Below are 18,106 nucleotides of genomic sequence, written 5' to 3' on the forward strand. Positions count from 1 at the left end.
TTGTTAAACCAGGAGCTATAGGCAGTGATTATAGTTATCGATAATTACGACAGTTTTACATATAATTTGGTGCAGTATCTGGGAGAACTAGCAGCAGAATTTCCCGTAGCATCGGATATTAAAGTTTTTCGCAATGACAAGATATCAGTAGATGAAATTCGTGCCTTAAATCCTGAGGTTGTGGTGATTTCTCCTGGGCCTGGTCGTCCAGAAGATGCCGGTATATCCTTGGATGTGATTAAACAGCTAGGTCATAACTTACCCATTTTAGGTGTATGCTTGGGACATCAAAGCATTGGTCAAGTATTTGGTGGTAAAATTACCTCTGCTCCAGAGTTAATGCATGGTAAAACGTCTCAGGTATGTCACACTGGAGTAGGTGTTTTCCACGGATTAGAAAATCCTCTGGTTGCCACTAGGTATCATAGTTTAGTCATTGAACGTGAAACCTGTCCTGAAGACTTAGAAATTACTGCCTGGGTAGAAGATGGCACAATTATGGGGGTGCGACACCGGAACTATCCTCACATTCAAGGCGTCCAGTTTCATCCAGAGAGTGTCCTCACATCTTCAGGCAAGCAGTTACTGCGAAACTTTTTGGAACAGTTACAGTCGAGAGAGTAATTAATGAAACGACGACAGTTGATGGGCTATGCTGGGGCAGGGTTAGTCACAACTCTGGTGACTAGTTTGGGTTCCCACCAGAAAGCTGACGCACAATCTAGCGGTTTATCAGTTCAGTGGTTGGGTCATACTTGCTTTCTCTTTACTGGTGGTGGTGCCAGAATTTTAGTTAATCCATTTCAGACAGTTGGCTGCACAGCAGGTTATCGTCCGCCTAGAGTGCAAGCAGATTTAATATTGATTAGTAGTCAATTGCTAGATGAAGGTTACGTAGAAGGATTACCAGGAAGCCCCAAGTTAGTGTATGCACCTGGTGTTTACGAGTTCCAAGGTATTAAATTACAAGGAATTGCCATAGACCACGATCGCCTGGGTGGTAGGCGGTTTGGTATAAATACTGCTTGGAGATGGCAACAAGGTGGGATTAATATTCTACATCTAGGTGGAGCTGCTGCACCGATTTCCACTGAGCAAAGAATTTTGATGGGACGACCTGATTTGGCATTAATTCCTGTCGGTGGCAGTGATAAAGCTTACAACGCTCAAGAAGCCAAGCAAGCGACTGAGGTATTAAATCCTAGGTTGATCATTCCCACTCATTACCGCACTCAGGCTGCTGATGCTGCTAGTTGTGATATTGCCCCTGTGGATGAATTTCTCAATTTGATGCAGGGGGTAACAGTACGTCGTAGTAACACGGATACTGTGAACATTACCTCAGGAAATTTGCCAGAAAGTAGTGTAATTCAGCTTTTGAGTTATAGATTTTAAACAAAGGAGTGGGGAGTAGGGAATAGGGAGTAGGGAGTAGGGAGTAGGGAGTAGGGAGTAGGGGGGAAGATTGTGGGTTAGTACCAACATCTTTGTTTTGTTTCATTTTCCTCTTCCTTATCCCCCCATCTCGCTAGTCCCCTACTTACTTAAAACCTGACTTAGGGCGGTTAAAAGTTGGTCAACACTTTCTGGTCGACTATTAAAACCCATCAGTCCGACACGCCAGACTCGACCAGCTAATTCGCCCAGACCACCGCCAATTTCAATGTTATGTTCATTGAGTAACTGCCGAGCGATCGCTTTACCATCTACACCCTCTGGAATGCAGACAGTAGTTAGGGTGGGCAGTCGATATTCTCGCTCAACGTGCATACTTAATCCTAAGTCTTCCAGTCCTTCCCAGAGATACTCAACATTCTTTTGATGACGCTGCCAGCAGTTGGCTAATCCTTCCTCAGCAACTAAACGCAGGGCTTCTCGCAACCCATAGTAAAGGTTAACTGGTGCGGTATGGTGATAGGTGCGTTCACTACCCCAATACTTACCCAATAACGACATATCTAAATACCAATTTGCCACCTTTGTACGCCGCTGCTGCAATTTTTCCGCTGCCCTAGCACTCATGGTAAAAGGCGAAGCCCCAGGAGAACAACCCAATCCTTTTTGACTACAACTATAGGCTAAATCAACTCCCCAAGCATCCAAAAATATAGGAACACCACCTAAACTTGTAACGGTATCTACCAGCAGTAAAGTACCAAATTCCCGGCAAATCTCAGCCACTCCTTCCAAGGGCTGACGCGCGCCTGTAGAAGTTTCGGCATGAACCAAAGCCAAAATCGTCGGACGATGAGTTTCTATAGCTGCCTTGAGTTCATCTAAACTGAAAACTTGTCCCCAGGGTTTAGTCATGGTTCGCACATCTGCACCATATCGCCCAGCCATATCTACCAGGCGATTGCCAAAATAACCAGCGACACCAATTAAAACCACATCACCGGGTTCTGTGACATTGGCGATGGTGGCTTCCATTGCAGCTGAACCGGTACCACTAACCGCGATGGTGAGAGGATTTTCTGTTTGCCAAACATAGCGTAACAGAGATTGAATCTCATCCATCAGTTCCAAAAAAGCTGGGTCAAGATGCCCCACGGGTGAAGTACTCATGGCCTGGAGAACTGCGGGATGGGCATTGGATGGCCCGGGCCCCAATAATAGACGGGATGGGATTTCTAAAGGTTTGAGTTGTAAGCGCTGACTATCGTTAATTGAAATGGTTGGCGTCATAATTTGTCTTCGCCTAGACGATACTTACCGCATCATAGAGCGATCGCATCCCCAATGTTTTAAATAAATCCATCATTTGCTGGAAGCCGCAACAACAACAAGGCTTTACAGTAAAGTATATCTAGCCTCTAGCCCCTTATATTATGATTTTTTCAGGTAAACGACCAAATAATTTGGGTGTGAACAACGGCAAATTAGCACCTTGTCCCAGTTCACCTAACTGTGTTTCTAGTCAGAGTACAGATGCACAACATCAGATTGCCCCACTGACTTTTACCACTAATCCTCAACAGGCGATCGCTAATCTCAAAAATATCATTCAATCTTTACCTAGAACTAAAATAATTACGGAAACAGAAGATTATATATATGCAGAATTTAAGAGTGCTTTAATGGGATTTGTCGATGATGTAGAGTTTTATTTAGATCCTCAAGCTAATGTCATTCATGTGCGTTCAGCTTCCCGCTTAGGTCAGAGTGACTTGGGTGTTAATCGTCAAAGAATAGAGACTATTAGAGCCAAATTTCAGTAATTGCAGTTGGCTGGTAATTGGTAATGGGCTGTGTTAATTACCCATTATCAATTTCCTTTAACTTAAGTCAAATGAGCCACCCATAGCACATTTCATATGGATGAGGGTATATCGCTCTAGCCTCTAGTCTTTAGTCCAAGTGATAAACACTGTAACTCAGTCTAATACCCTACACCAGCGACACTGGGAACATAACCGTTGTTAGCAAACCGCTCTGCAATAATTTGTTGATATGCTGCCTCATAACCATCGACCATATTTTGCAGACTAAAATGCTTTTCTACATGTTGCCGACATTCATGACGGTCTATATCTGCTACTTTGTCAAGAGCAGTAATAAAATCGTCTACATTCTCGCAGAGAAATCCCGTTTTACCGTGAGAAATAACTTCTACAGTAGATCCTAATTTCATAGCAATAACTGGCGTACCTGCTGCCATTGATTCAACCATCACTAACCCAAAAGGTTCTCGCCAGGTAATGGGGAATAAAGTTGCTACAGCACCTCCCATTAACACATTTTTTTGTTGATGATTAGCTTCACCTAAATACTCAATTTGCTTACCATCAATGTGTGGTTGGATTTCTTGTTCATAATATTCTTGATCCACCACATCTACTTTACCTGCGATTTTCAAATGCCAACCAGTGCGTTTAGCAATGGCGATCGCTAGGTGAGTACCCTTCTCGGGTGATATCCTGCCTAAAAAGGCCAAGTAAGGTGGATTATCCGGTTGGGAATAAAACTTATAACTACTAACATCGATTCCGTTGTAAACCGTGGCTGCATAGTTTAATCCTAGCCTCATTTCCCTCTGGGCATTGGAAATACTCACAAAAGGTTGATGTTTCGCATATTGAAACATCTTTTCGTTATCAGGCGTAAAAATACCGTGTAAGGTGTGAATTGTAGGAGTTTTTACAAGATTTGCATAAGGTAGTGCCGAACAGCATACATGGGAATGAATAATATCAAACTCTTCTGCGCGTTCATATACTAAACCCAATTGCAACATTTCATAAATAGTATGTTCCTTAACATCAGGATCGAGTCGTAAAGCACGGGGATGAACCGATACTAGCTTTGCTAGACTGATAGAATCACCCGATGCAAATAAAGTTACTTCATGTCCACGTTTTACTAATTCGTCGGTTAGCAAACCCACGACTAACTCTATGCCCCCATATGCTGTAGGGGGTACTCTCTCAGCTAATGGAGCAATCTGAGCAATTCGCATTACAAACCTCCTAAAAAAAATAATATCTGAATTAAGTATCTGTTTGTTATGTCAGTAGTGCTTATGAATAATTCATTTAGCTAAACAATTCCTTTTAAAGCATTAACAATTATGCATAAGTACTTTACAGATTTTAAGCCTTGAATTGGAGAGTTTTTGTCTATCTTAGTAGGGAATTGTACCTCTTCTAAAGAGGTAGAAAGTGGACTTATTTTATGAAGGCTTAATTTTAAAAATTTATATTTCCCAATTTTTAGCGATTATATTGAGGGAATATGGTAATTTTACAGCAATAAATAATGTCTGAAAGAAAGTATTTGCTTCATTATGGTTTTATCCTGGCGGCAGCTTTACCGCTGTTTATTTATGAAAATTAGATATAATGAAGAAATTTATTTCTCAAGATAGACTTACTTACTAACTCTATCTTTATTGGTTTCAGAATGGCATTGACGTTAAATGTTATGTAAAATACAATACTTAAAGTAAAAAATAACTAAATATTCAACATAACATTAACGATGAATATTGCTCCTACCCCCAAAAAACCGCGTGTCCCTTGGCAGGCGGTTTTATCAGTAATTGTATTTATATTTATGTACCTGCCTATACTAGTTTTAGGTTTTTATAGCTTTAATGAATCACCCTACAGTGCCACTTGGCAAGGATTCACCCTCGACTGGTATCGCCAATTATTTAGCGATGAGCGGGTTTTATCAGCTTTGAAAAATAGTTTAATAGTTGCTAGTTGTGCAGTAGGTATTTCCTCAGTGCTAGGAACCTTCATGGCAGTAGGACTAGCACGTTATCAATTCCCTGGTAAAAAATTATATCGTGGTATTTCTTACCTACCATTGATTATTCCCGATATTGCGATCGCAGTGGCTACACTAGTGTTTCTCGCAGCCTTCGCCATTCCCCTGAGTTTATGGACAATTATCGCGGCACATATAGTATTCTGCCTTGCTTATATTGGACTTGTGGTGTCTTCACGCCTGACAAACTTAGACCCCCACTTAGAAGAAGCAGCATTAGATTTAGGCGCTACACCAATCCAAGCATTTATTAAAGTATTACTACCTCAGTTAATGCCTGGAATTATCGCTGGTTGTTTGCTAGCTTTTGTCCTCAGTTTAGATGACTTTCTCATCGCCAGTTTTACAGCAGGTAGCGGTTCAAACACATTGCCAATGGAAATTTTTAGTCGCATTAGGACAGGAGTCAAGCCTGACATTAATGCGCTGAGTATTCTCTTGATTTCAGTGTCGGCAATTTTTGCTATTATTGCTGAATTAATTCGGGCTTTTGGTGAAAAAAAGTAACCATTAGTTATTGTGTGCAATTACTAGTACTACGAGCATACCCTTGACAAACTCAATAATTTTGTCTTATTATTTTGTCTGTAAGGAAAATATATAAATTCATATATAATTCTTATATATACTTATATTTAAAAGTACCCAACAACAAGACATCAATAAATCAAATGACTGCATTTATATTATCTAGTGTAAGTATATATGCAGGTGTATCTTTGTGCATAGTTACTGGTCTAGATATATATTTTCAATTTGATAGATAGTATTGGGGCTGACTTTGGAAAAGATGCTATTTCCCCCTCATTATGCAAATCTGCCAAAATCCCAATTGCTCAAATCCATTCAACCCTGAAGGTAACAGATTTTGCATGAGTTGCGGACAAAGTAACTTTGGCAAATTTCTCAGAAATCGCTATCGCGTATTGAGCCTATTAGGAGAAGGTGGATTTAGCAGAACTTACGCCACAGAAGATGCGGATAGGCTTAACGCTCCTTGCGTTATCAAACAATTTTTTCCGCAAGTCCAAGGAACAGCACAACGCAATAAAGCAGCAGAATTTTTCAAAGAAGAAGCATTTCGACTATATGAATTAGGAGAAAACCATACCCAAATTCCCCGATTATTAGCTTACTTTGAACAAGCTTCTAGTTTATATCTTGTCCAAGAATTTATTGAAGGACAAACACTATTAACAGAAGTTCAACAAAAACCCTTTAATGAACAGCAAATTCGTCAACTGTTAACTGATTTATTACCTGTTCTTGAATTTATCCATGCCTCTAATGTAATTCATCGAGATATCAAACCAGAAAATATCATTCGGCGACAAAGTGATGGTAAACCAGTATTAATTGACTTTGGTGGTGCTAAACAAGTAACACAAACTAGTTTAGCTAGACAAGCTACGGTTATTTATACCATTGGTTATGCTCCATCTGAACAAATGGCTGGTTTTCCTTGTCATGCTAGTGATTTATATTCCTTGGGCGTAACTTGCGTGCGGCTGTTAACTCAATGTTTGCCTTTACAAGATACTTACGGACAGATTAATGATCCTCTTTATGATGCCATGAATGCTCATTGGTTATGGCGAGAATATTTACAAAAAAAAGGAATTGTTATCAGCGAAGATTTAAGTAAAATCTTAAATAAATTAGTCAAACATTTACCTAGTGAAAGATATCAATCAGCTACAGAAGTTATCAATGACTTGAAAGCTACAAAACAATCTGTTGTTGAACCAAAAATTGCGGTAAATTCTCATCCTACCTTAATCCGATTACCACTATTAACCAAAAAAACCACACCTCCCTTACCTGCTTTAGAAACCTATGAATTTGAAGTAGTCACAGTAGACACAGCCGGAAGAGAAGTCAACCGCGATCGCCTCAAGTCCAAATTCTTTGCAGAAGCTCTCAATAAGTCAATTACACTAGAGATGGTATCGATTCCCGGTGATACTTTTATGATGGGTTCGCCAGAGTTTGAAGGAGATGCTGACGAACGTCCTCAACACAAAGTCACCCTCAAACCATTTTTTATGGGTAAATTTCCCATCACTCAAGCACAATGGAAAGCCGTAGCAGCTTTACCTAAAGTCAAACAAGCTTTAAATCCCTACCCTTCTAAATTCAAAGGTCTAAATCGACCAGTAGAAAATGTATCTTGGTATGAAGCTGTAGAATTTTGTGCCAGACTATCAGAGAAAACTGGCCGCGAATATCGTTTACCCAGCGAAGCCGAATGGGAATATGCATGTCGTGCGAGAACTACAACATCTTTTCACTTTGGCGAAACTGTCACCTCTGATTTAGTCAACTGTAGTAGCGATACTAATAGTGGGGAAGCAAAAAGCAAATTCCGTAAAGAAACAACCGATGTCGGCAGTTTTCAGGTAGCCAACGCTTTCGGATTATATGATATGCACGGGTTAGTGTGGGAATGGTGTGCTGATGCTTGGCACAATAATTATCATGACGCACCCGCAGATGGAACCGCTTGGGAAGTCGAAGGTGATGTTTATCGCCGAGTATTACGTGGCGGTTCTTGGAATTTTAGTGCAGAACTTTGTCGTAGTGCTAGCCGGAGTTGGAATGAATCAGATGGTGGATTGAGGATATGCGGTTTTCGCGTTGTCTTTTCCGCAATTTGATCAGGCCAATTTTTTAACCCCCTGCGGGTATGGCTGCGCTCCATACATGATTTGATTTTCCGTCTTTACTCGGTTATCCGCAAGTTCGTAATTACAATGGCTGATGGAATGAGCGGATCTGCCGAACAGTGAGAAAATTTGAGATTATATATAAAATCATAAATACCGCAGGTAATACAATAGACATATAATAAACACTTAAATAAGTCCATGAGTAAGATAAATATTTACAAGTTTGCCAATAAATTTACATGGAAATAGCATATGGGATTTTATTCACAAAAAATACTGCCATATCTGCTTGATTGGTCTCTATCTGACCCAAATATTGCCAAATATAGAAAAGATATTTTGGCACAAGTCAAAGGGGAAGTCTTAGAAATTGGTTTTGGTACAGGTTTAAATCTTTCTTACTATCCTCAAGGACTGGAAAAGTTGGTCACAATTGATTCTAATCCAGGAGCTAATAAATTAGCAGAAAAGCGGATTCAATCATCCTCTATTACAGTCGATAATAAAGTTTTGAATGGTGAAAATTTACCAATGTTAGATAATACCTTTGATAGTGTAGTAAGTACATTTACTTTATGTAGCATTGCCAAAGTTGAACAGGCTTTAAAAGAAGTATATCGAGTCTTGAAACCGGGTGGACAGTTCTTTTTTTTAGAACATGGATTGAGTAATGAACCAAAAATTCAAGTTTGGCAAAACCGATTAACACCAATACAGAAAATTATTGGAGATGGTTGTCATTTTAATCGTAATATTAGACAACTCGTGGAGTACCAGTTTGATAATGTCCAGCTAGAAGAATTTGTGGGTGAAAATTTACCAAAAATTCCGGGTTACTTATATAAAGGAGTAGCAATAAAGGCGAATTAGTACCGTTACCTCTAAGTCAAAACTACAAAGGGTTTTATTGTAAAATTTTAACCTGCTATACTTATTGTAAATCCAAAAATTCCCACAGGCAAAACAAAAAATTTATGATGCTGCAATAGTAGCGCTCAAACTTGCATTGGAAATATAAAAAGAGTGTAGTGGCTAAGTTGCTATCTGCCCCTTGCCAGAAATTGGTATTGAAAATTTGATTAAAATATTAAAAGAGTAGATTACAACATAAAAATTTAGATACTTCACACCTAGCAACATTTAATTTCATCAATAGTGAGGATGCCAAGTTATAAATATCTTACCCTAGACCTTCCCCGTAACTCAGTATTTCAATAAACGATTATATTTACATTAAGATTCAGGTGACGGAGTACAATAGTCAACCTAAAATTAAAGAAGAGATAAAGTGACGATGGGTGCATAATTACAAATTGTTGAAATGGTCTAACCAAGAGGATGACGAATGTCGCAACCAAAATTGGTATGAAAACACGCAAAAGATCAACTCAGCACAATTTTCACAAATCAAGGCATTTCTAGATTTTTAAGAAACTCCCCACGCATCTATATCGTCTTTAAGCAGGCTGCTCCTCTGAACAACACTATCTCAGTCCTCAGACAGAAAGGTTTTAAAATATGAACGACCAACAAGGATCTAACCGTATTTCTTCAGGTGTAATTGCAGCAGTTTCCGCAGCAGTCGTGGCGGTGGGTGGTGGAGTAGCTTGGCTGACCACTCAACAACAGACGCCTACACCAACCAGCCCATCTCAAACCATCAGACAGCCTCAGCAATCAACGACCCAGCCAGGTAACGAACAAACAGCGAATATTTATTGGCTCAGACCAAGAGCTACAACTGTTGATTTAGTTCCCCAGCCAGTCCAAATAGCTGCTACACAGCCCAATCAAGTGTTAGAAACAGCTTTCCAAACTTTATTAGCCGGGCCAACCGAAGGAACAGATTCGACCACTATCCCCCAAGGAACCAAGTTGTTGGGTTTGAAAACCGAAAATGATGAAGTTCATGTAAATTTATCTGAAGAATTTACCAGTGGTGGTGGTAGTACTTCAATGGTTGCACGTGTCGGGCAAGTCGTTTACACAGCTACCACCTTAAATGCCAACGCCAAAGTTTACATAGACATCAATGGTCAACAGTTGAATGTTTTAGGCGGTGAAGGGGTGGAATTACAACAGCCACTAACTCGTAAAAGTTTCGAGGAAAATTACCCACTTTAGTTCAGATAACAGTTATCAGCTATCAGTTATCAGTCTAGGCAGTGTTTACTGATAACTGACAACTGACTTAGCTTTTGCCATTCAGCACGCGAAAACTGCGGGCTTGATTTTCTAGCCTTGTGGCAAGGCGATCGCACACCCGATTACATAATTCAAAAATCATTTCATCTTCCACCCGATAGTAAGCGCAAGTCCCTTCACTGCGGCGGCTAAGGATTCCTGCTTGCCACATTACTTTCAGGTGTTTGGACACATTAGCCTGAGAAGTCTGTGTTGCCTCTACCAATTCTTGCACGCATTTTTCTTCATCCCGTAGTAAGTGCAGCAGCCGGAGGCGCATCGGTTCACTTAAAAGGCTGAAGTATTCGGCTACTTGTTGCACCACTTCCGGTGGTACAGGCAACGCTTGTTTCATCAGGATTGACCCGCAAGAACAGACAATTTTACAAATGACTCATTGTGATATCAATGACTCACTTGATATATACATTAATACCTAATCGGGGTTAATTCGCATCAAAGGTTGACCATATTCCACTGGTTCGCCATTTTGGACAAGAATTTCCATTACTTGTCCAGATACTTCAGCCTCGATTTCATTCATCAGCTTCATAGCTTCAATGATACAGACTGTTTGACCACTACGAACGCGATCGCCCACTTCCACAAAAGCAGCCTCACCCGGTGCTGGAGCGCGATAAAACGTTCCTACCATTGGGGAATCTACTTCTACTAGTCTCTTGTCAATCGTGGAGGAGGAATTAGCTGACATCTGCACGCTAGAAGCAGTTGCAGCATTATCTAAGCGACCTGTTACCGCCTCCATATTTTGATTTGGTGTTGCTGGGTTTCCAGTTGGGGAAACCGATGTCAATCCCGAACCAACCACACCGCTTACAGCTGCTTGACTAACTGACAAAAATTGATTGCTAAAACTAACCGACTTACGCACCGTTAGTTCAAAGTCATCGCTTTTGAGCGTTACTTCGGCAATATCTGTTTGCGCGATCGTTGCCAGCAGTTGGCGGATTTCATTAAAGTCCAATGGCACAGTTTTTATTACCTCGACCTATCCGTAAATAAGAATCTTAAGTGTGGCAGGGATTTAATCCCTGATGCAGGGACTGTAATCGGAATTTGCCCTGATGAAATTAAATTTATTCCCTGCCTAAATATTTATCCTCACGGGTATCAATTTTGATACGTTCCCCCTGAGCAACAAACAATGGAACCATGACAGTAGCTCCGGTTTCTAGGGTGGCTGGTTTAGTACCACCGGTAGCCGTATCACCTTTGACACCTGGATCTGTTTGCACAATTTCCAAAACCACCGAGTTGGGCAGTTCTACTTCTAGCACTTGCTCTCCCCAACGAATAACGTTGACTTCCATACCTTCTTTGAGGTACTTCACGCGATCGCCAATTTGCTCCACGCTCAATCTATTTTCTTCGTAGGTTTCCATATCCATAAAGACGAACTCTTCGCCCTCTTTATAGGTATGCTGCATCGTGATTTTTTCTAGAGTAGCTTGCGGTACTGTTTCCCCAGCCCGGAAAGTTTTTTCTAGTACCTTTCCAGTTTGAACACTTTTGAGAGTTGTCCGGACAAAAGCAGAACCTTTACCTGGCTTAACATGGAGGAAATCTACCACTCGCCATACAGACCCATCTAACACAATTGAGACACCGGGTCGAAAGTCGTTACTAGAGATCATGAAACTTGCAAATTTGGGAAGACAATCGGCATTTATTGTACCCTTCCAGCGTTGTAATTAGTCATTAATCGTTGAGTAACTTAGTTAAAGGGGACTGGGAACAGGAGCAAGAAGCAGGGGAGCAGGGGGAGAAGAAGTTGACTCATGACACAATTACGAATTACGAATTACGCATCTCCTGACTCAGCACTCCTAACTGTGGGAAGATGGTTGATGGGTTACGCCTAGTGAACAATTTGATGCTGCATTTGAGCCATCCCATCATGTTTAACATATTAAAATCCTGGCTGAAGAACAGCCTAATGGCAATATTGTTAGTAACAATATTTTTAGGCATAAATACAGCTGGCTGGACTCCTTCCAGTAATGCCGCCCTGCCATCTGGAAATGCAATTACTGACGGCAAGGCTTTATTAAGGTATGCACTTCCGATAGACAATAAACCAGTCCGGAAACTGCAAGCCAGTTTAGAAGACATCTCCACCCAGTTGCGAGCCAATAGACGCTGGGGTGCTATTTCCAAAGACCTCAGTCAAGCATCCCGGGTTCTCGATAAACCTTCCCAAATCCTAGCAAGCGTTCCCGCAGAACGCCAACCCCAAGCCGAAGCTTGGATTACTGAATTAAAATCTGGTGTAGATTCACTCCAAGAATCTGTCAAAGCCAAAGATAAAGAACAAATCCTCGAAGGCAGAAACAAACTGCTGAATATTGTTACTCAATTGGAAGAGTCAATGGTGACGGAATTTCCTTTTGAAGTGCCTACTGAGTACAGTAACCTCCCTCAACTCAAAGGTCGGGCCACCGTGGCTATGAAAACCAACAAAGGTGAGTTAACCCTTGTGGTAGATGGTTATAGCGCCCCCGTCACATCTGGCAACTTTGTGGATTTAGTACAGCGAGGTTTTTATGACGGCTTAGAATTTACCCGTTCGGAAGAATCTTACGTACTACAAACCGGAGATCCACCAGGAAAAGAAGTAGGTTTTATTGACCCCAAAACTGGCAAATACCGTGCTATTCCCTTAGAAGTTTTGGTGGAAGGTGACGCAGAACCGACTTATGGCATTACTCTAGAACAAGCAGGTCGTTATCTTGATATGCCAGTTCTGCCTTTTTCTTCCTTTGGCGCATTAGCAATGGCTCGCCCTGAAACTGAAGTAAATGGTGGTTCCTCACAATTTTTCTTCTTTTTGTTTGAGCCAGAACTCACCCCCGCCGGACGCAACCTGTTAGACGGACGCTATGCCGTTTTTGGTTATCTCACCGAAGGCAAGGAAATTTTGGACACACTCAAAGCAGGTGACAAAATTGAATCGGCAACTGTAGTTCAAGGCATCGAAAATTTAGTTGAACCACAAGCAGTGTAAAATTTAGTTCGTAGTCAGCACTTTAGTGCTTAATTAGGCGCTTAAGCGCCTACTACGAGCGGGGACAATGACAATGACTAAAGTTCAAGATATCGGCGAACAAGGTCTTTTAGCCAAATTGCAAAGCTTTTGTCCCCCAGAAGTAATTGGGGATGACGCAGCAGTACTTTTAACCGCACCAGGACAATCTTTGGTAGTGACAACGGATGTGATGGTTGATGGCGTGCATTTTAGCCATGACACTACATCCCCAGAAGATGCTGGTTGGCGGGCTGCGGCTGCTAATTTATCAGATTTAGCGGCAATGGGGGCTTTTCCTTTAGGCATCACTGTGGGGTTGGGACTTCCTGGAGAAGTAAGCGTAAGTTGGGTAGAACGTTTATACCAGGGAATGACAGAATGCTTGCAACAATACAATACATCAATTGTTGGCGGTGATGTCGTGCGATCGCCTGTGACGACCCTATCTATCACTGCCTTTGGTCAAGTTCATCCCCATCAAATTATCCGTCGTGCTGCTGCCCAAGTAGGGGATGCGATCGTGGTTACTGGCATTCATGGAGCCTCCCATGCTGGCTTACAACTGCTTTTGCACCCCGAACTCAAACAAAACTTGACTGATGCAGAATATATCAGCTTAATCAAAGCCCATCAGCGTCCACAACCACGCTTAGATGTCCTACCCATACTCTGGCCAATTCTCGAATCCTACTCCCCATCCCCTCATCTTCCCATTGCCGGCATGGATAGTAGTGATGGTTTAGCAGATGCGATTTTACAAATTTGCCGTGCAAGTGGTGTTGGTGCTATCCTCGAAAGTCAAAAAATCCCTTTACCATTGGCTTTTAGCCACTGGGTGACACCAGCACAAGGGCTAGAATATGCTCTTTACGGTGGCGAAGACTTTGAATTAGTACTGTGTTTACCAGAAATAGCTGCAAATACTTTAGTACAAAAATTAGGTAATGGTGCAGCTATAGTCGGCACGATTACAGCCAGTTCACAAGTACTTCTACAAGATAAACATAAAAAAATCCCCGACCAAGTTTTAAATCTCAATCGGGGATTTCAACATTTCTGTCAATAGCCCATAATCAAAAGTGAATACTGAAGTTCTTCACTAATGACCAATGACTAATGATTTACCCTGCTTGTCCTGAGCGTAAGCCGAAGGAAGCACAGCCGTAAAGCCTACGCCATAGCTGCGCTTACAGCGGTAGCGTCTCGTAGAGAAGGGCTAATAACTAATAACTAAGCCCACTTTGAGGCTACTAGTTCTGCCAAGTCCAGAACTCGCTGGCTGTAACCCCACTCGTTGTCGTACCATGCCATTACTTTTACTAGGTCATTGCCCATCACTAAAGTCAAGCTAGAATCGACAATTGAAGAAGCGTCGCTACCTTGATAATCAGATGATACTAATTGTAGTTCGCTGTAATCCAAGATACCTTTGAGTGGGCCTTCGGACGCATCTTTGAGAGCTTGGTTCACTTCTTCAGTAATAGTACGCTTCTCAACCTGAACTACGAAATCTACCATTGAGACGTTCGGGGTAGGTACCCGTAATGCAACACCATTCAGCTTGCCTTTAAGATCTGGAATTACCAGCGCTACTGCTTTTGCCGCACCGGTGGAGGTGGGAACAATGTTGATGGCTGCTGCCCTTGCCCGTCGCAAATCCCGGTGAGAAGCGTCTAATAAACGCTGGTCACCAGTGTAGCTATGGGTGGTGGTCATTGTGCCTTTAATGATCCCGAATTTATCATTCAAGACTTTGGCGATGGGAGCCAAGCAGTTGGTAGTGCAGCTGGCATTACTGATGATGTTGTGCTTGTTGTGGTCATAATCGTGATGGTTAACGCCCATTACAAACGTGCCATCCTCGTTTTTACCAGGGGCAGTGATTAAAACCTTTTTGGCACCTGCATTCACATGCTTAAGTGCCCCGTCCTTGCTAGTAAATACGCCTGTTGCTTCGATTACCAGATCAATTTCCCATTCTTTCCAGGGCAAGTTTTCTGGGTTGCGATCGGATACGCATTTAATGGTTTTACCGTTAACGATGATTGAATTATCATCGGCCGTAATGTCAGCATTCTTTAACTTCCCAAGCATTGAATCATACTTTAGGAGGTGAGCATTGGTTCTAGGATCTGATGTGTCATTAATAGCAATAAGGTCGAGATTGCTATTTTCTCTGCCCACCCAACAACGTGCAAAGTTACGACCGATGCGCCCGAAACCGTTTATTGCGACTCTAATCACAGTGTCTTACCCTCTGTATTTATGCCTATAAATTGATATCTTTGACCCCAATCATATCGCAAAGGGGGGGGGTATTAATAACCGGAAAGTGTTAGATCAATAAAAAAAAAACATATTTTATTCAGGTTTACCTGAGTAGAGCTTGTGAATCATGATGTAGGATCTAACCCCTTCGGGGACTAAATAGTCAATTGACTGGCCTTCGCGGCAAAGGTTACGAATAAGACTTGACGAAAGTTCCAGTAAAGGTGTATTCAAGAGTTGCCAGTGAATGGTTGGTGACTGCTGCCTTAGTTGTTGCTCCACTTCCTTGCAGATTAACTCGCTTTGAGCTATAGTCTCACCACCTAGCAGTCGGGGTGCGATTAACCAATCACACATTGGTGCTAGTTCGTGTCCACGGTACCAACGGGGTAAGGTTTGGAAGGTATCTAAACCCACAATCCAGTACCAGTGAGTATTTGAGTAAAAAGTAGATAAGTCAATCAAGGTATTGATGGCGTAAGAACTCCCAGAGCGATTTGTCTCTACTAGGGAAACAGTAAACGCTGGGTTATCTCTTGTAGCTAATTGCAGCATTGCTACGCGATGCTCAAACAAAGTCGCTTGTTTATGAGGAGGATTGAGTGATGGCACCCAAATTACTTTTTTTAGGGGTACTTGATACAAAGCTGTCTGAGCTATGAGCAAGTGTCCCCAATGAACTGGATCAAATGTGCCACCAAAGATTGCTATTTGCTGCATTCATCTCATGCCTAGACTTGATGCAATTAAAAACACTTTCAATACTAATGTACTATTTTATTCAATTTACGTTTGAGCTTAATGGAATTTAAAAACTTGTTTCACTACCAATGTATTACAGTAGCCAATACCAGTAAGGAATTGAGAAATATGTATTTGAAACTACAAGAATTTCTGTCCCGATACAGCAGAAATTTTCCGAATAATCTTAACAAGAGTTCAGAAATAGCAAAAACCTCCAACAAAGGTAAAATCATTCTCAATCAGCAAAACAACAGAGGAAAATAATCCAAACATCGGGTATAAACAAGATGCAGGGACAGTTACGGTAAAAATCAAATTCCTGTTATGATACGCGTGTCATTTGTGATTATGGTGTGGTGTAAGAGGAGCAATCAATGAGTAATTTTGTAGATTTTGGCGGCAGACCATTTCATTTCATTGGAATTGGTGGCATAGGTATGTCTGCCCTGGCATACGTTCTAGCCAAGCGTCAACTGCCAGTGTCAGGTTCTGACCTTCGTCCAAATCATATTACGCGCAAGTTAGAATCTATCGGAACACATATTTTTGGAACACAAGAGGCCAGTAATCTGGGATTCTTTGTTTCTAGTGAATCAGCTAATAGAGTATTATTAAACTCACAAGAAATATTACCTACTGTTACCAAGTCAACACTGCCTCAAGTTATTTGTTCAACAGCAATTAACGCTAATAATTTGGAATACAAAGCAGCACTGGAATTAGGCTGTCCAATTTTTCATCGTTCAGATGTCCTAGCTGCCTTGATTTGTGATTATCGTAGTATCGCAGTGGCAGGAACCCACGGTAAAACTACAACCAGTAGCATGATCGGCTATATGCTATTGCAAGCGGGTTTAGACCCAACAATTCTTGTAGGTGGTGAAGTTAATGCTTGGGAAGGAAATGCTCGATTGGGACAAAGTGAATATCTGGTAGCTGAGGCAGATGAATCTGATGGTTCTCTGGTGAAACACGCCCCAGAAATAGGCATTATTACTAATATTGAACTTGATCATCCTGATCACTATGACACCTTAGAAGAAGTAATTGACATCTTTCAAACATTTGCATCTAGTTGTAAAACCGTCATAGGTAGTATTGATTGTGAGACGGTACGCGATCGCCTCAAACCGACAATCACCTACAGCCTCAACCCAGAGACAGAGGCAGACTATACCGTTAGTAATATTGAATATCGCCATGATGGCACCACAGCTTTAGTTTTGGAGAAAGGTAAAGCTTTAGGAGTATTGAAATTAAGACTGCTGAGTCGGCATAATCTAAGTAATGCTCTGGCTGCGGTAGCTGTTGGTCGAGTTGTAGGCTTAGAATTTGGGGCGATTGCCAAGGGTATTGCCACCTTTGAAGGTGCAAGACGTCGCTTTGAGTTTCGGGGAGAAGTTGACGGCATTACCTTCATTGATGACTATGCTCATCACCCTAGCGAAATTCGCGTTACTTTGGCTGCCGCACGCCTGCAAGCAAGGCCAGGGCAAAGAGTGGTTGCTATTTTCCAACCCCATCGCTATAGTCGCACACTGACCTTTTTAGAAGAATTTGCCGAATCATTTACTTACGCCGATTTAGTTGTGCTGACAGATATTTACAGCGCCGGAGAACCCAATTTAGGGCAAATTAGCGGTGAGCAACTGGCAGCAGAAATTGCTAAACAGCACCCACAAGTGCTATATCAACCTAATTTATCCCTAATGAGCGAGTTCTTGCTGCAAACGCTGCGCCCCGGAGATTTGGCATTATTTCTGGGTGCTGGGAATTTAAATCAGGTGATTCCTGAAATAATTACTACACTTTGCGAACCTGCGACAGCTACATCCTAGATGAAGAGAAAGGCATAAAGTCTAACTCTGGCAAGGATTTTATCGATTAACCCTGTTGCTGTATTTTTACAGCAAATAAATGTAAA

General features: G+C 41.6%; 17 protein-coding genes. 10 read left to right on the forward strand and 7 right to left on the reverse strand.

Annotation, left to right across the window (positions count from 1 at the left end):
- Positions 1-24 precede the first annotated feature (24 nt).
- Entirely contained in the window at positions 25-624 is a 600-nt protein-coding gene (locus ACM0OS_RS00165) for an anthranilate synthase component II (RefSeq protein WP_414541126.1), read from the forward strand.
- A 3-nt stretch (positions 625-627) separates the two neighbouring features.
- Positions 628-1,395, forward strand: coding sequence for an MBL fold metallo-hydrolase (locus ACM0OS_RS00170; RefSeq protein ID WP_414541127.1), 768 nt, complete (start codon positions 628-630; stop codon positions 1,393-1,395).
- A gap of 141 nt (positions 1,396-1,536) precedes the next feature.
- On the opposite strand, the gene ACM0OS_RS00175 is transcribed toward ACM0OS_RS00170, so the two are convergent.
- Complete coding sequence (locus ACM0OS_RS00175) at positions 1,537-2,685, reverse strand: alanine--glyoxylate aminotransferase family protein (protein ID WP_414541128.1); 1,149 nt, start codon at positions 2,683-2,685, stop codon at positions 1,537-1,539.
- A 143-nt stretch (positions 2,686-2,828) separates the two neighbouring features.
- Here ACM0OS_RS00175 and ACM0OS_RS00180 point away from each other — a divergent pair, with 143 nt between their 5' ends.
- A complete protein-coding gene (locus ACM0OS_RS00180; RefSeq protein WP_414541129.1) occupies positions 2,829-3,218 on the forward strand; it encodes a DUF1499 domain-containing protein in 390 nt (129 codons plus the stop codon).
- A 161-nt stretch (positions 3,219-3,379) separates the two neighbouring features.
- Here the strand turns inward: ACM0OS_RS00180 and ACM0OS_RS00185 are convergent, their stop codons facing one another.
- Positions 3,380-4,456, reverse strand: coding sequence for a glycosyltransferase family 4 protein (locus ACM0OS_RS00185; protein ID WP_414541130.1), 1,077 nt, complete (start codon positions 4,454-4,456; stop codon positions 3,380-3,382).
- Positions 4,457-4,977: 521 nt separating this feature from the next.
- On the opposite strand from ACM0OS_RS00185, the gene ACM0OS_RS00190 reads away from it, so the two are divergent.
- The 4 genes from ACM0OS_RS00190 (at position 4,978) to ACM0OS_RS00205 (ending at position 10,064) form a co-directional block, all read left to right on the forward strand.
- Positions 4,978-5,778, forward strand: a complete 801-nt coding sequence (locus tag ACM0OS_RS00190) for an ABC transporter permease (protein WP_414541131.1) — start codon at positions 4,978-4,980, stop codon at positions 5,776-5,778.
- Positions 5,779-6,080: 302 nt separating this feature from the next.
- Positions 6,081-7,928 (forward strand): SUMF1/EgtB/PvdO family nonheme iron enzyme, encoded by a 1,848-nt coding sequence (locus ACM0OS_RS00195; RefSeq protein ID WP_414541132.1) that lies wholly within the window; start codon positions 6,081-6,083, stop codon positions 7,926-7,928.
- A 264-nt stretch (positions 7,929-8,192) separates the two neighbouring features.
- Positions 8,193-8,810: a class I SAM-dependent methyltransferase gene (locus tag ACM0OS_RS00200; protein WP_414541133.1), complete on the forward strand. Its 618-nt coding sequence runs from the start codon at positions 8,193-8,195 to the stop codon at positions 8,808-8,810.
- Positions 8,811-9,458: 648 nt separating this feature from the next.
- The gene (locus tag ACM0OS_RS00205; RefSeq protein WP_414541134.1) at positions 9,459-10,064 is read left to right on the forward strand and encodes a GerMN domain-containing protein; all 606 of its coding nucleotides are present in this window, start codon (positions 9,459-9,461) and stop codon (positions 10,062-10,064) included.
- A 67-nt stretch (positions 10,065-10,131) separates the two neighbouring features.
- Here ACM0OS_RS00205 and ACM0OS_RS00210 read toward each other — a convergent pair whose 3' ends face one another.
- From ACM0OS_RS00210 to efp, 3 genes are all read right to left on the reverse strand, one after another.
- Positions 10,132-10,479, reverse strand: a complete 348-nt coding sequence (locus ACM0OS_RS00210) for an ArsR/SmtB family transcription factor (protein WP_414541135.1) — start codon at positions 10,477-10,479, stop codon at positions 10,132-10,134.
- A gap of 81 nt (positions 10,480-10,560) precedes the next feature.
- Positions 10,561-11,115 carry an acetyl-CoA carboxylase biotin carboxyl carrier protein gene (gene accB / locus ACM0OS_RS00215; protein ID WP_414541136.1) on the reverse strand — a complete coding sequence of 185 codons (555 nt, stop codon included), beginning with the start codon at positions 11,113-11,115 and terminating at the stop codon, positions 10,561-10,563.
- 106 nt (positions 11,116-11,221) lie between these two features.
- Positions 11,222-11,779, reverse strand: coding sequence for an elongation factor P (gene efp / locus ACM0OS_RS00220; protein ID WP_414541137.1), 558 nt, complete (start codon positions 11,777-11,779; stop codon positions 11,222-11,224).
- A 263-nt stretch (positions 11,780-12,042) separates the two neighbouring features.
- Here efp and ACM0OS_RS00225 point away from each other — a divergent pair, with 263 nt between their 5' ends.
- Together ACM0OS_RS00225 and thiL are read left to right on the forward strand one after the other, a co-directional pair.
- Entirely contained in the window at positions 12,043-13,149 is a 1,107-nt protein-coding gene (locus ACM0OS_RS00225; protein ID WP_414541138.1) for a peptidylprolyl isomerase, read from the forward strand.
- 73 nt (positions 13,150-13,222) lie between these two features.
- Complete coding sequence (gene thiL / locus ACM0OS_RS00230; RefSeq protein WP_414541139.1) at positions 13,223-14,236, forward strand: thiamine-phosphate kinase; 1,014 nt, start codon at positions 13,223-13,225, stop codon at positions 14,234-14,236.
- A gap of 164 nt (positions 14,237-14,400) precedes the next feature.
- Here the strand turns inward: thiL and ACM0OS_RS00235 are convergent, their stop codons facing one another.
- Together ACM0OS_RS00235 and nadD are read right to left on the reverse strand one after the other, a co-directional pair.
- Entirely contained in the window at positions 14,401-15,414 is a 1,014-nt protein-coding gene (locus ACM0OS_RS00235; protein ID WP_414541140.1) for a type I glyceraldehyde-3-phosphate dehydrogenase, read from the reverse strand.
- Positions 15,415-15,531: 117 nt separating this feature from the next.
- Positions 15,532-16,158, reverse strand: coding sequence for a nicotinate (nicotinamide) nucleotide adenylyltransferase (gene nadD / locus ACM0OS_RS00240; RefSeq protein WP_414541141.1), 627 nt, complete (start codon positions 16,156-16,158; stop codon positions 15,532-15,534).
- Positions 16,159-16,556: 398 nt separating this feature from the next.
- Between nadD and murC the strand changes: the two genes are divergently transcribed.
- On the forward strand, positions 16,557-18,020 hold the full coding sequence (gene murC, locus ACM0OS_RS00245) for a UDP-N-acetylmuramate--L-alanine ligase (protein ID WP_414541142.1): 1,464 nt from the start codon (positions 16,557-16,559) through the stop codon (positions 18,018-18,020).
- The last annotated feature ends 86 nt before the right edge of the window (positions 18,021-18,106 follow it).

It is taken from the genome of Nostoc sp. CCY0012, from assembly GCF_963920855.1.
Classification (GTDB): domain Bacteria; phylum Cyanobacteriota; class Cyanobacteriia; order Cyanobacteriales; family Nostocaceae; genus Cyanocohniella.